The organism is Paucibacter sp. KCTC 42545, from assembly GCF_001477625.1.
Taxonomy (GTDB): domain Bacteria; phylum Pseudomonadota; class Gammaproteobacteria; order Burkholderiales; family Burkholderiaceae_C; genus Paucibacter_A.
Genome location: NZ_CP013692.1, coordinates 3731114 through 3745234 on the forward strand (window position 1 = coordinate 3731114; position 14121 = coordinate 3745234).

The 14121-nt window shown below is 63.0% G+C and carries 9 protein-coding genes; 2 read left to right on the forward strand and 7 right to left on the reverse strand.

Annotation, left to right across the window (positions count from 1 at the left end; all coding sequences use genetic code 11):
• Positions 1-20: 20 nt before the first annotated feature.
• Positions 21-719 carry a GNAT family N-acetyltransferase gene (locus AT984_RS16075; protein ID WP_231741440.1) on the forward strand — a complete coding sequence of 233 codons (699 nt, stop codon included), beginning with the start codon at positions 21-23 and terminating at the stop codon, positions 717-719.
• Between the two features lie 37 nt (positions 720-756).
• On the opposite strand, the gene AT984_RS16080 is transcribed toward AT984_RS16075, so the two are convergent.
• The 7 genes from AT984_RS16080 to AT984_RS16110 form a co-directional block, all read right to left on the reverse strand.
• On the reverse strand, positions 757-5253 hold the full coding sequence (locus tag AT984_RS16080; protein ID WP_197418130.1) for a PAS domain S-box protein: 4497 nt from the start codon (positions 5251-5253) through the stop codon (positions 757-759).
• A gap of 400 nt (positions 5254-5653) precedes the next feature.
• A complete protein-coding gene (locus tag AT984_RS16085; RefSeq protein WP_058720967.1) occupies positions 5654-6589 on the reverse strand; it encodes a porin in 936 nt (311 codons plus the stop codon).
• Positions 6590-6737: 148 nt separating this feature from the next.
• On the reverse strand, positions 6738-7847 hold the full coding sequence (locus tag AT984_RS16090) for a sterol desaturase family protein (protein WP_058720968.1): 1110 nt from the start codon (positions 7845-7847) through the stop codon (positions 6738-6740).
• A gap of 77 nt (positions 7848-7924) precedes the next feature.
• Entirely contained in the window at positions 7925-8566 is a 642-nt protein-coding gene (locus AT984_RS16095) for a histidine phosphatase family protein (protein WP_058720969.1), read from the reverse strand.
• A gap of 65 nt (positions 8567-8631) precedes the next feature.
• Positions 8632-8955: a DUF1840 domain-containing protein gene (locus tag AT984_RS16100; RefSeq protein WP_058720970.1), complete on the reverse strand. Its 324-nt coding sequence runs from the start codon at positions 8953-8955 to the stop codon at positions 8632-8634.
• 170 nt (positions 8956-9125) lie between these two features.
• On the reverse strand, positions 9126-11279 hold the full coding sequence (locus AT984_RS16105) for a putative bifunctional diguanylate cyclase/phosphodiesterase (RefSeq protein ID WP_231741441.1): 2154 nt from the start codon (positions 11277-11279) through the stop codon (positions 9126-9128).
• A complete protein-coding gene (locus tag AT984_RS16110) occupies positions 11276-12562 on the reverse strand; it encodes an HD-GYP domain-containing protein (protein ID WP_058720971.1) in 1287 nt (428 codons plus the stop codon). The genes AT984_RS16105 and AT984_RS16110 overlap by 4 nt, the downstream gene beginning before the upstream one ends.
• Positions 12563-12875: 313 nt before the next feature.
• Between AT984_RS16110 and pcaF the strand changes: the two genes are divergently transcribed.
• Positions 12876-14078, forward strand: coding sequence for a 3-oxoadipyl-CoA thiolase (pcaF, locus tag AT984_RS16115; protein WP_058720972.1), 1203 nt, complete (start codon positions 12876-12878; stop codon positions 14076-14078).
• The last annotated feature ends 43 nt before the right edge of the window (positions 14079-14121 follow it).

A 14121-nucleotide genomic window follows, 5' to 3' on the forward strand; every position in this document is an offset into this window, starting at 1 on the left:
TGGCACGGGGCTTGCAATGCATGTTTACCCCCACACCTTGCCCCAACACACCCATGTTCAGGCTCAGCAGTCCCTCCAGCTTCATCAGCAGCTTCTTGCCCTCCACACCCGCCCGCGCCGCAGCCGTCAGTGCCCGCACCGTGCCACGGGTGGCGGCCACACCCGGGCCCAGCCTGAATCTGCGCCTGCGCAGGCTCTCAAACAGGGATGAGGAGCTTTTGCCCCAGCTGTGTGAGTTGCTGATCGACAGCGTGCACCGCGGCGCCTGCCTGGGCTTTCTGGCGCCCTTGTCCACGGGTGCGGCGCAAGACTTCTGGCGCGGCGTGCTGGCCCGGCTGGGCCCGCAGGAAGAACTCTGGGTCGCCTGCGACGACCATGACGAGCGCCCACGCCTGCACGGTGCCGTGCAATTGTTCATGTGCCCCCAACTCAACGCGCACCATCGTGGCGAAGTACGCGGGCTGATGGTGCATAGCCAGTCCCGCGGTCGGGGCGTGGCCAGCCGCTTGATGAGCCGCCTGGAATGCACGGCCCTGGAGCGCGGCCGCCAACTGCTGGTGCTGGAAACCCCCGCCGGCTCACAGGCCGAGGCGGTCTACACCCATCTGGGCTGGCAGCGCGCCGGTGAGATCCCCGCCTACGCCGCTTGCGCCGAAGGGCGCTTGCACAGCGCGGCGCTCATGTTCAAACATTTGCGCATGCCGATGGAGCTGACCTGAGGCATTGGCCTGGGTCGGACAAAGCAGATCGCCGGCACTAGACAGCAGGCGGCGACTGAAGGGCCCGCAAGTCCTGAGCGAGCAGGCTCAAATGCCCGCAGCCGCTGCTGATCTGCACCTCCAAGGCATCCAGCCAGGCAGCATCCGGCGGTTCGCCGCGTTTGAACGCGGCCTCGGCCTCGGCACCCAAAGCCGCCAATTTGACGGCGCCAAGCGTCGCCGCCAGGCCCTTGAAACTGTGGCTGAGCTGCACCGCTTCGTCCAAGTTGCCTGCCGCCAACTGAGCTTTGAGCTGAGCCGGCAACTGCAAGGCGGACTTGCTGAAGGACTGGGCCGTACGCTGAAACAACTCAGCCTTGCCCATGAAGCGGTCCATCGCCGCTTGCAACTCGAAGCCCAGCGCCAAGGCGCGCTCACTCAAGGCCAGCGGCACGGCCAGGGTGGGGAAGCGGCGCTCCGGCGGCTCTTGCGGCTCCTGCGGCTCTTTCATCGCAGCTTCTTGCGGCGCCTCCGCACCCGCCATTTGCTGCAAGATTACGCGCACCAGATGGTCCATGTCGAAGGGCTTGCCCACATGCGCGTTCATGCCGGCGGCCAAGCATTGCTCCCGGTCTGAGGCCATCACATTGGCCGTCATGGCGATGATGGGCAGGCGCGTGAGTTGCAGCTCTTGCCGGATCAAGCGGGTGGCGCTGTAACCGTCCATCACCGGCATCTGCACATCCATCAGGACAATGTCGAACGCCGCAGGGCTGGCGCGCAAGAGGTCCACGGCGACCTGCCCATTGCCCGCCAATTGCACGCGGGCGCCGGCGTCCTCCAAGAGTTCCTGGGCCACTTGCTGATTGTTCGGGTTGTCTTCAACCACCAGCACGCGCACATCCTGCAGCGGCCGGGCGTGGGCGCTGCGGCTTGGCGCCTCAGTGCTGCCCGCCGGCTGGTCCTCCGCTTGGCCCGCCGCCTCGATGGCCTCCAGCAGCATGGCGCGGGTGATGGGTTTGACCAGATAGCCGTCCAGCTCAGCCTGCTCTTCGGCGCTGCGCTGCATCAGCTCCTCGCGGCTTTGGCCGCTCACCATCAACACCAAGGGTTGAGCTAACGCCGCGCCTTGCTGGCGCAGATGTCGCAAATGCCGCAGCAACTCAAAGCCGTCCGGGCCGGCAGGCCGGCGCCAGTCGCTCAGCACCAGGCCAATCGCCTGGCCCTGCTCGGCCTGGGTTTGAAGCCGCGCCAGTGCTTCGGTCGTACTGGCGGCCAGCAACACGGTCGTTAAGCCCAATTCCTCGGCCATGCGCGCCAGCAAGTCACGCGACGGGCCTGCTTGGTCAAGGATCAGGCAAGGCCTATTCGCCAGTGCGGCGTCGACGCTCGGCGGCGGGCTGGCATCCGCAATCGCCGCTGGTACGCCCAAGGTCAATTCGAAATGGAAGCGGCTGCCTCGCCCCAACTCGCTGTCGAGCGCCAGGCTGCCGCCCATCAATTGAACCAGGCGCTGGCTGATCGCCAGGCCCAAGCCGGTGCCGCCATAGCGGCGGGTGGTGGAGGCCTCGGCTTGAGAAAAGCCGCTGAAGATCTTGGCCTGATGCTCAGGCGCGATGCCGATGCCGCTATCGCTGACAGAGAAGGCCAAGCGCACGGTCTCCTGCGCATCCCCCGGCTGCCCGGGCAGCACCCGCACGGCGATCACAACCTCACCTTCGGCGGTGAACTTGGTGGCATTGCCGCCCAGATTGATCAGCACCTGCTGCAGCCGCATCTGGTCAGCGACGACAACAGGCGGCAGCGCCGGATCCAGATCGAACAAGATGTCGATCGGCTTGGCCCCTACATTGGCCGAGAGAATCACCGCCAGATCGCGGAATAACTGCTCGCTGCGCATGGGCTGCGGATCAAGGCTCATCTTGCCGGCCTCGACCTTGGAAAAGTCGAGGATGTCATTCAACAGCCCCAGCAGGGAGCGCGCTGCCGCCTCGGTCTTGCTGGCGTAATCGTGCTGCCGCTGGCTCAGCTCGGTTCTTTGCAACAAGCGCAACAAGCCCAGAATGGCATTCATGGGCGTGCGGATCTCATGGCTCATATTGGCCAGGAACTGGCCTTTGGAGCGAGCCGCTTCTTCGGCCGCCTCATTGGCGCGCATCAGGTCGGTGATGTCGATGCGAAAGCCCACGCTGTGGCCGTCTTCCATCCGGTGCTCGATCAAACGGGTCCAGCGGCCGTCATCGAGCTTTTGTACCTGCAAGGTATTGCCCTGCCGGTGCGCGGCTAGGCGCTGCGCCACCCAGGCCTCTTCACGCCCCACCGCCTCCACGTATTGGCCGCGCCTGGCACCTTCTCGAATGATGTCTTCGAAGAGTGCGCCGGGCACGATCAGGTCAGCAGAGGAGGCATAGAGCTGCCGGTACTTCTCATTGCAAAACACCAGCCGGTCATCGGGGTCGTAGAGCACAAATGCCTCATTCACCGCATCGATGGCGCCGCGCAAAATGGCCTCGGCCCGGCGCAACTCAGCCTCGCCGCGCTTGCGTTCGCTGATGTCCACATAGGTCGTCACAAAGCCGCCGCCGGGCATGGGTGCGTCACGGACCTCGACCGTCTTGCCGCTCGTCAATTGGCGTTCGAATTGATGCACCGTGGGTTGGCGCGCCAACTCAATCAGGCGCTGCACATAGGCCTCCACATCGGGCTCGTGGTCATATTCGCCACGCGCGGCATTGAAACGGATCAAGGTCTCAAATCGTGTTGGCACTTGCTCGAACAAGGCCGGCGGGAAACCCATCAATTCGATGAATTTGCTGTTGTGGGCGCGCAGATTCAGATCGGCATCAAACACGCTCAGCGCGCAGGGCATGTTCTCCACCACACTCAACAGCACCTCGTGATTGCGCTGGCTTTGCGCTTCCAGCGAGCGGCGGGCCGTGATGTCCTGGTAGGTACCGACAATGCGCCGGACACCACCATCGTCAATCGAGGCCTCACCCACGGAACGCACCCAAATCACGCGACCCCGCGCGGTGTGCAGGGGTAGCTCCATATCCCAGGCCTCATGTGGCTGGACGGCCCTGTCCATGGCCTCTTGCAGCCTGGCGCGATCGGGCGGGGCAAAGTAGGACAGGGCTTGTGCCAAGCTGATCTGCGTGCCGGGCGCCACCTCATGCAATCGGTAAGTCTCTTCAGACCATTGCAAGTCACCGTCCCGCAGGTCCAGCTCCCAGCCACCCAGGGCGGCCAGCAATTCCGAACGGTCAAGGGCCGCCTGCTTGCGCAGCAAGGCCTCTTCGCTGCGTTTGCGGGCGCTGATGTCCAGCAGCGTGCCGGCGATCCAGGTCGGATTGCCCTGAGCATCACGCTGATACAGCCTGCCATGCATTTGGCCCCATACCCATTGCTCACTGGCATGCAAGAGCCGCAACTCGCATTCAAAAAAGTCGGACTCCCCCCTGCAATGGCGCGCCAACAAATCGGCCGCCCGAGGCAAATCATCGGCATGCACAAAAACTTGCCAGCTCTGAGCGTGCAGCGGCCCCAGATCGGCCAGCTTGCGACCCATGATGTCGGCCCAGCGCTCGTTGAAGTGCGCCTCGCCGGTCTGCTCATTCCACTCCCAGGTGCCTGCATGGGTGCCATCGATGATGCGGGCCAGGCGCTCACGCTGCTCGGCCAGATCCTGCCAAGCGCGCTTGGCCGCGGTGATGTCGGTGCGGATCGAGATGTACTGCATCACCGAGCCGGCCTCATCCAGCATCGGCGCGATGATGCTTTTGACCCAGTAAAGCTGGCCGTTCTTATTGCGATTGCAAATCTCGCCCTGCCAGGACTTACCCGACGAGATCGCCGCCCACAAAGCACGCCAGAACTCCGGCGGGTGGTGCCCTGAGTTAACGATGCGATGCGGCTGCCCCAGCAACTCTTCGCGGCTGTAGCCACTGATGGCGGTGAAAGCAGCATTGGCGTCGATGATCAGGCCGGCGGGATCGGCCACCGAAACAATCGCATGACGATGGATGGTGTCCAGCAGGGAGTGATGAACCATGATGGAGCGAGCCAAGTCCAACTCACGCTCTTTGCTGGCCGAGATGTCGCGCCCAACTTCGACAAAGCCAATGTGCTCGTTCGCTGCGCCAAACATGGCACGCAGCTCGCTGGCGGTCCAATAGCTGCTGCCGTCCTTGCGCCTGACCAGGTACTCGGTTTTATGAACCTCACGCCCGCGCACCAAGAATTCAAGACCGGCCATTGGCCCATCGCCCGAGCCAAGAAATTCAGCCGGCCGGCGCCGCAACACCTCGTCCTGCGTATAGCCCGTGAGTCGGCAAAAGCCGCCATTCACCAACGTGATCTGCATGCCTGTATCCATCAGGATCAGGCTATTGCTGCTGCCGTCGATCACCTGGCTGTATTGCTGAAAGAGTGCCAGCTTCGCGACAGTTCGGCGGTAGTGACGCAGGAGCAGCAGGCCCCCAATCAGCAGCGCCACGGCCAGCGCGATGGCGATTGAGGTGATCCAAGCGGAGGGCAAGTCAGGGCCGGGACTCACGGCGGCAGCGGCTGGCGCGTGGACACCTTGCAGCGCGGCCATCAGGCATAACAGCAAAAACGAACGGAGCGTGGCCCAGCGATGCCCTGCTGACGCATGCGCCGATGCCATACCGCCGTGAATTTGCATCGCAGATCCCCTGCCTTGCCGGCACTCAAGGGTTCATCAGTCACCGCGCTTAGTTTAGAGACAAGGCGCAGGTTTCGGCACAAGCTTTACAGCCCACTGCACCCGGCATTCAAAAGCACAACGCTACCCGCCCAGCCTGCCAATTCCAGGCAAAAAAAATGCGACCCTAAGGTCGCATTTCCTGCGCAATCAAGTCTCCACGAGACCGAGTGCGAGTTCGTTCACAAGTCGAACAAGGCCGTCTTATTCAAGCCGGCCTCATCAACTCGATTTAGAAGTTGTGACGGACGCCAACAGCCAGCGAGTCGAAGTCACCCTTGTGGTTGCCGGCAGTGTTGTCAACCGCTGTGTAGAAGCCATACACCTTGGTGCGCTTGCTCAGGTTGTAGTTGTAGCCGACGGTGTACTGCTTGGCGCCATTGGAGCCAAAAGTACCGCCAGACTCGGTGCCACCCACGTTGACGTGGAACTCGGAAGCGCCCATGGTGTACATGGCGGAAACGCGGCCGATGTTACGAGTGGGGCGGGCGCCAACGCCAGCATCTTCACGCTGGTAGTAACCGCCGAAAGTGAACGCGCCCAGCTCATACAAACCACGGATCGCGTACTGCGAGCCGTCGCCTTGCTTGCTGTAGCCAGCACCCAGGTGCAGAGGGCCCATATCGTAGTTCAGGGCTGCGTCGAAGGCCTTCTTGTCAACGCCTTCGCCGGCGTGCATGGTGAACTCACCAGTGAAGCCTGCGACGTTGGGGGTGAAGTAGCCAACCTTGTTGGTTTCTGTCCAGCCGATGCCAGAGTACAGCGCGTCAGACGAAGTGCCTGTGTCATGGTTGTGCATGGACACATAGTCAGCGGTGGCGAAGTAGGAGCCATTGGTCCAACGGCCCAGCTTGACGGCACCGAAGCTGCCGCTCAACTGCACAGCCGCTTCACGGTTCCAGAAAGCGGTACTCGTTGCGGTGCCGTTATCGGAATTCAGGCCGTGCTCCAACAGGAAGCTTGCCTTCAGGCCGCCGCCCAGATCTTCCGTGCCCTTGAAGCCCAGACGGGAAGAGTTGTTCTGCACAACGGCCTTGCGGTCTTGGTTCTCAACCTTCTGGCTTTCGACAGTAGTGTTGATACGGCCCCACAGGGTCACCGAGCTTTGAGCGAATGCTGCGGGAGCTGCAACGGCTGCCAGAGCTGCCACGAGTGCGATCTTTTTCATCGTTTACCTTTGTGAGTTAAGTTCGTGCCAAGCTTGATTGCTCGGTCTTTGCGCCAAATGTGCGATGAGTATAGAAGTGCATTCCCGGCGCCGAAATCCTCCGACGTAAAATCGCAACACTTATCTGTTACACCCGGCGATGTGAATTTCAGCACTTGCGCTGCGCCGCGGGCGAGTGATCGATCCTGTCGCTGATAGGCGCCGAGCAAAGCCACGCCACGGCCCAAAGCCCCAGACCCACCAGCGCCAAACTCGCCAACTGCTGCCACACACTCAAGAGGTGGCTGTTCCACAAGAGCACCATGGTGACGGCCAACATCAGCAAGAACAGCAGCACGGCCAGCCACGCACGCTGCGGCGGCAGCGGCGGGTCGAAGCGTTGCTGGGCGTAGGGGTCAAAGGGCGGATGCGCGCGAGACTCCTGACCGGCCGGCTGCCAATGCGCAGGCTCCCACCACACTCGCAGCTTGTTGATCAGACCGGGAACGCTGGACGTTTTGCGTAGCAGTTGGCCATACACATGCCAGTTGGCGACCCAGGGATTCCAGCTGCGCAAAGCGTCGCGTGTCCCGTAAACACAGGGTTGTGCGTCCAGTTCCTCCTGAAAACTGCCGAAGAGGCGATCCCAGAAAATGAAGATTCCGCCGTAGTTGCGGTCCAGATAAGCGTCATTGACGGCGTGATGGACCCGGTGATTGGAGGGCGAGCAAAACCAGCGGTCGAACCAGCCGAGGCGGCCGATCTGCTGGGTATGCACCCAGTATTGGTAGAGCAGATCGATCAGGCCGACGCTCACAAACACCAGCGGGGGAAAGCCAATCACCGCCATCGGCAGATAGAAGATCCAACCGGCCACCCAGCCGCTGCTGGTCTGGCGCAGGGCGGTAGACAGGTTGTAGTCCTCGCTTTGATGGTGAACGGCGTGGGCGGCCCAGAACAAGGCGCTGGTGTGGCCAAATCTGTGATGCCAGTAGTACAGAAAGTCGTACAGCAGCAAGGCAGCGACCCAGACCCAGACAGAGGCCGCCGACAGCTGCGGGAACCAGGCCCAATGCTCATAAACCCACAGATACACGCCCAGCGTGAAGAGCTTGGTCAAGCCGCCCACCAACTGACTCATAAGCCCCAAGCTGAGGCTGCTGAGCGCATCGTTGAGCCGGTAGGTGTTGCGCCCGCGGCGCAGCCCCAGCCAGAACTCCAGGGCAATCAGGGCCACAAATAGCGGCGCAGCAAGAACGATGATTTGCGCGGGTTGCATAGTTGGACAGCAAGCGGAGTCGGGGTTGAGTTCAAAACGCGCCCCAGCTTGCGCCCATGCAGCGCTTGCCGCCTCAGCTACAAGGCCGGCGGCGGCAGATTCTCAAGATGGGAGTCGTCGTTCCAGCCGATCACATTGAAGCCCTCGGGCGAATAAAGCAATCGGTTGATTGCCGCATTGCCGAGCTTCCAACTGCGCGGCGCGGCCAGCGAGAGGCGCCTGCTGGCCCGGTGCAGGCAATCCAGCACGCCGCCATGGCTGAGGACCAGAATCGTTTGCCCGGGATGGGCAGCAGCCAACGCCGTCATGGCGGCCACGCTGCGCTGGTAGAAGTCGCTCAGGGTTTCGCCGCCCTCCGCCCCAAAGTCTGGCTCGCGCTTTCGCCAGGCCTCGCTTTGCGCGGGCCAGCGCTGCGCAATTTCATTCCAGGTCAGGCCCTCGAACACACCGAAGGCGCGCTCCCGCAGCCGCGCATCCAGGATGAGTGGCAGACCCTTGAGGCTGGCCACGGCCTGGGCGGTTTGGCGCGCACGCAGCAAATCGCTGCTGTAGATGACATCCACCGCCTCATCCTGCAAGGCCTGCGCCAAGCATTGCGCCTGCGCCAGCCCTTGCTCGTTGAGGGGAATATCCAGCTGACCCTGAATTCGTGCGGCACGATTCCAGGCGGTTTCCCCATGCCTGACCGCCAAAACGAGGGTGCTGCTGTCCAAAGACATGGGCTCAGCCCTGCTGACGCCGCTGGCGCCGCGTGAGCTGAACCGGCCACCCGGATCGCGACATCTCAGACGCCCCAGACCACCGGCACTTGTGCTTGCTGAGCCGCGCGCAGCAACTCAACAAAAGGCCAGGCCCGTTGTTTAAGGCTGACCTCGGCGCGCTGCAAAGGCGCCTCGCCCGCGGCCAGCGCCTCGGCTTGGGCGGCGGCAAATTGCGCCTCATCGAGTTCAACCGCCTGCAGCAGCGCGGCTATGGCGGCCGCCTGATCACTCTCGGCCACGATGCCCTGGGCGGCAGGCTGCTTGCCGATCAAACGCAAGAGCTGATCGCCCTGCGGCCCCAGCATGATCACATCGGCACCGGCCTTGGACTTGAATTTATAAAGCATCGCTTCCTCCCCTGTTGCCGCTGCGGCATGGTCGCACGGGTGAAAAGCCACCCACGCACAACACCATTGTGCGTGCAGAACCATGTGTGGAGAGAAGCTCGCCCTCCTTCCGCGGAGGGCGCCTCGGCGGATACGCCAGAGTCAGCGCAAGAGCCAGCGCCAACGCGGCCTCAGGTCAGCAAGCCGCCCAGGAAATGTCGGGCCGATCGACTGGCCGGAGGCTTGCCGCCGCCACGCCAGACGCGCTCCTCGAATGCCAGCGGATCCAGTGCCGGGGCATACAAAAAGCCCTGGAATTCATCGCAGCCGGCGCGCGCCAGAAAGTCGCGCTGCGCCTCGGTCTCAACCCCTTCGGCGATCACATGCAGGCGTAGCGCCTGGCCCATCTGGATGATGGCATTGACGATGCCGGCATCGCTGGCATCACCGGGCAAGCCCTTGATGAAGCTGCGGTCGATCTTGAGGCGCTGAATCGGGAAACGTTTCAGATAGGCCAGACTGGAATAACCGGTGCCAAAGTCGTCAATCGACATGCACACGCCCAAGGCCGACAGCGCCTGCAGCCGGTGCAAAGCCTCTTCGGCATCGCCGAGCAAGATGCCCTCGGTCAACTCCAGCTCCAGCAAATTGGGCGGAAGGCCGGAGCTGCGCAAGGCAAAAGCCACGGTGTCGATGAAGCGCGCTTGCTGGAATTGCAACGCCGAGACATTGACCGCCACCGGCATACGCCATCCCTTGCGCAGCCATGCGGCCGCTTGCTCCACGGCCTGGTGCAAAACCCATTCGCCGATGGCGACCACAAAGCCGCTCTCCTCAGCCACCGGGATGAATTCACCGGGCGAGATCTCGCCGCGCAGCGGGTCGCGCCAGCGGATCAAGGCTTCAGCGCCGATCACCTGGCCGCTGTCCACGGCGATTTGTGGCTGGTAATGCAAGCGGAACTGGCCTTCCTGCAGAGCCTGGCGCATGGCGTGATCGAGGCGCATGCGCGAAAGCAGATCCACCTCCTTGCGTGGGCGATGGAAGTGGAAGGTACCGCGGCCGCTTTCCTTCACCCAGTGCATGGCGCGCTCGGAGCTGGCCAGCAGTTCATCGGCATTGCTGCCATCACCCGGGAACAGGGCGATGCCGGTGCTGCAGGTCACCGTGAAGCTCAGGGTGTCGAAATTGAAAGGCCGCGACATCACATCTTGGATGCGCCGCGCCGCGTTCTCGGCGCCCCGCGCATCGGCATGATGAATCAGCAGGGCGAATTGATCAGCGCCCAGGCGTGCCACCGAATCAACCTCGCGCAAGCAGTCTTTGAGGCGCTCGGCCACTTCCTTGAGCACGCGGTCGCCGTAGGCATGGCCCAGGGTCTCGTTGATCTGCGCAAAGCGGTCCAGGTCGACATTGAGCAGCGCAAAGAGGCTGTTCTCTCGCCGCGCCACGGCTTTCATGTATTCGATGCGCTCGGCCAAGGCGCGGCGGTTAGGTAGGCCGGTCAGGATGTCCGAGTGCGCCAGCTCTTCGATGCGCTGGCTGGCGGCCAGCTTTTCGCTCAGGTCGCGAAAGGAAAAGACCCGCCCGATCGGCCGGCCGCGGCTGAGCTGAGGCAAAGACACGCGCTCCAGCACCCGGCCATCGGCCAGGCTGAGCATGTCGCTGCTTTGCATCAAGGGCGCGTCCTGAATGGCGCTCAAGCGGGTAACGTAGTCGGCGTTGTCCAAGACGCTACGACGCATCCACAGCTGCACGGCCGCGTCATCACGCTCACGCAGCAAATCGGCCGGGATGCCCCACATGGCCGCGAAGCGGTGATTGAAGGCGCGCATGCGGCCGGCCAGATCGGTGACCAAAATGCCGTCGGCCGTGGACTCCAGTGTGGCTTGCAACTCCGCCACCAGCGACTCGCGCTCGTCTTCACTTTGGCGCTGCTGGGTCTGGTCGCGCATCACCACCAGCCAAAAGCCCTCGTCCGCCGCGCGCCCGCGCCCTGAGCCGGGCACAAAGCTGATGCGCCGGCGCACCCACAACATACGGCCGTCGGCATGGCGCATGACGGTTTCGGAGTCGATCAGCGCCGCCGGGTTGCTGGCCGCCTCCATCCAGAACATGGCGTCCTCGGGCGTATGGGCCAAGGTATCGACGCGTTGCCCGACCAAGCCATCTGCCGGCATTCCCAGCAGCGTTGTCGCAGCGGCATTGACCGCCAAAACGCAATGACTGCCCCCATCCACCAACCAAGCAGCTTCCAGCATGCCGTCCAAAAAGGCGGCCGGCGGCAATGCAATTGCCGCGCTAGTCTGGTTGCCCGCTTGAGGCTGGAAGGGCAGGACATTCACGCTGCTAAATCCCTGCCACCGTCTTCGCCCAAGGCCTCAAAGAAGTAAGCCACCCGGGTGCGCGGGCTGAGGTAGTCCAGCGAGGCCCTCGGCAGCTGTTGGGCCTTGAGGCTGCGCCGGATGCCCAGATCGGGCTGGTCCTCCAGATTCAGAATCAAGGCCTCTTCGCGTGGCACCTTGGCATCGTGGACCATCACTCTGGGCTTGAGCGGCCTCGAGGAGTTGACCGCCACCACCAGGGCGTAACGATCATCGGTGAGCTGCACCGCCGAACCTGGCGGATAGACACCCATCATGCGGATGAAGGCGTTCAACATCGTCGCGTCGAACCGATTGCGGCCCTGCGCGAACATCAGCGACAAAGCCTCGTGTGGCGTCATGGCCTTGGAGGCCAGCAGCGGATTGCACAGGCCGTCAAAGCGATTCACCAGGGCCACGATGCGCGCCGCGGCACTCATCCGGTCCATATTGATGCGTTGCGGGAAGCCGCTGCCGTCCGCATTTTCATGGTGCTGAGCCACGACCAGCAAGGGGCCGGGCGCCAGACCCATGGCCTGGGCAATGGCCACGCCCTTGGCGACATGGCTTTGATACATCTGCATCTCGGTGAGCGAGAAGCTTTCATCGCGGTTGCGCAAGCGCGCGGGCAGTTCGGTCTTGCCCACATCGTGCAGCAAAGCCCCCACGCCCAGATCCAGCAACTCATCACGCCCCAGGCCAAAGGCCCGGCCCAGCAGCAAGGAGATGATGGACACATTCAGGGCATGGGCGGTATTGCGGTCGCCGGCACCTTCATTGAGCAAGCGGATATTGAGGTCACCCGCCACCAGCATCTTGTCCAGCAAGGCGTTGGTCAGTGCCAGCGATTGATCTTTAGCGCTCACCGGCTCGCGGGGCACCAACTCCATCACCTCGCGGAAGCCACGGGCTGCCTCGCCATATTGGCGCTCACACAATTGCAGGGCCTCACGCTGCGCCTCCAGGGCCAAGCGATGGGCTTCAAGCGCCAATTCCTCGGCCGTCGGCTGCGTCAAAGCGCTTGACTCCGAAACAGGCGGTGTGGGCGGCAGCGGCGTCGAGTCACTGAACAACTCACTCTTACCCGGGCTCCAGCGCACCTGCGTCAAGCCCAGGCGGCGAAGGATCTGCAACTGATCTTCCGAGCTCAGCTTGAAGCTGCTGAGCGGAAAGGGGTGCGCCATCCACCCCAAATCCAGGTGGATGAACATGCCCACTTTCAACTGACTTACATCGATCAGGGGATCGGCTGTTCTGTCCTTCATATTCTTCCTACGCCATTCTTTGCGGCGCCCTCGGGTCCTGCTTCGGCAGGGGATTCGTAAAACTTAGGGATTTGACAGGCGAACAGAAGCAAACTGCGCCGCTTTTCAAATTGACGTGCAAATTGTCACGCCTCGCACGCCAGGCGTCATTCAACCACTCATTTAACTTGTTCGCATTAAGAACAATAGTTCTCACTTAGAACGAAATTCGACACACCCACAGGCCCACAAGCCGCATCGAAAGGCTGAAAACTGGCAAGCTGCAGACCTGCACAAAGCATCGCCATCCCCCAGCAATATCCACGGAAACACCATGCATCAAGCCTATATTTGTGACGCCATCCGCACCCCATTTGGACGCTACGGCGGCGCGCTTTCGTCTCTGCGTGCGGATGACCTGGGCGCCTTGCCGCTGCGCGCGCTGATGCAGCGCAACCCCCAGGTCGATTGGGCGGCCGTCAGCGATGTGTTTTACGGCTGCGCCAATCAGGCCGGTGAAGACAACCGCAATGTGGCGCGCATGTCGGCCCTGTTGGCCGGTTTGCCGATCAGCGTGCCCGGCGCCACCTTGAACCGGCTGTGTGGCTCTGGCCTGGACGCCGTGGGTTCCGCCGCCCGCGCCATCCGCGCCGGCGAGGCAGACCTGATGCTGGCCGGCGGAGTGGAGAGCATGAGCCGCGCCCCCTTCGTGATGCCCAAGGCCGACAGCGCCTTCTCGCGCAGCAACGCGATCTACGACACCACCATCGGCTGGCGCTTCATCAACCCCTTGATGAAAGCGCAGTACGGCGTCGATTCCATGCCCGAAACGGCGGAGAACGTGGCCAGCGACTTCGGCATTGAGCGCGAAGCGCAAGACAGCATGGCCTTGGCCAGCCAGCAGCGCGCCGTGGCCGCCCAGGCCTCGGGCTTTTTCGCCCGCGAGATCGTGCCGGTCAGCATCGCGCAGAAAAAGGGTGATCCCGTCTTGGTCAGCCAGGATGAACACCCCCGCGCCACCAGCCTCGAGGCCTTGGCCAAGCTCAAAAGCATCGTGCGGCCCGGCGGCACGGTCACGGCCGGCAATGCCTCTGGCGTCAACGACGGCGCCTGCGCCCTACTGCTGGCCAGCGAAGCCGCCGCGGCCAAGCATGGCCTGACACCGCGCGCCCGCGTCGTGGGTATGGCCACCGCCGGCGTGGCACCGCGCATCATGGGCATTGGCCCGGCACCGGCCACGCAAAAAGTGCTGGCCTTGACCGGCTTGAGCCTGGCGCAGATGGATGTGATTGAGCTTAACGAGGCCTTTGCTGCCCAAGGTTTGGCCGTGCTGCGCCAACTCGGCTTGGCGGATGACGATGCCCGCGTCAATCCGAACGGCGGCGCCATTGCACTCGGCCACCCGTTGGGCGCCAGCGGTGCCCGCTTGGTCACCACCGCCGTCAATCAGCTCCATCACAGCGGCGGCCGCTATGCCTTGTGCACCATGTGCATCGGCGTCGGCCAAGGCATTGCGCTGATTCTTGAGCGGGTGTGAGTCGCCCGCGCGCACGAACTTGCGCACCAAAAACGTGCATATT

Coding starts and splice junctions, on each gene's coding strand:
- AT984_RS16075 (WP_231741440.1), top strand. CDS start 21: ATGTTTACCCCCACACCTTGCCCCAACACACCCATGTTCAGGCTCAGC.
- AT984_RS16085 (WP_058720967.1), bottom strand. CDS start 6,589: ATGAAAAAGATCGCACTCGTGGCAGCTCTGGCAGCCGTTGCAGCTCCC.
- AT984_RS16090 (WP_058720968.1), bottom strand. CDS start 7,847: ATGCAACCCGCGCAAATCATCGTTCTTGCTGCGCCGCTATTTGTGGCC.
- AT984_RS16095 (WP_058720969.1), bottom strand. CDS start 8,566: ATGTCTTTGGACAGCAGCACCCTCGTTTTGGCGGTCAGGCATGGGGAA.
- AT984_RS16100 (WP_058720970.1), bottom strand. CDS start 8,955: ATGCTTTATAAATTCAAGTCCAAGGCCGGTGCCGATGTGATCATGCTG.
- AT984_RS16110 (WP_058720971.1), bottom strand. CDS start 12,562: ATGAAGGACAGAACAGCCGATCCCCTGATCGATGTAAGTCAGTTGAAA.
- pcaF (WP_058720972.1), top strand. CDS start 12,876: ATGCATCAAGCCTATATTTGTGACGCCATCCGCACCCCATTTGGACGC.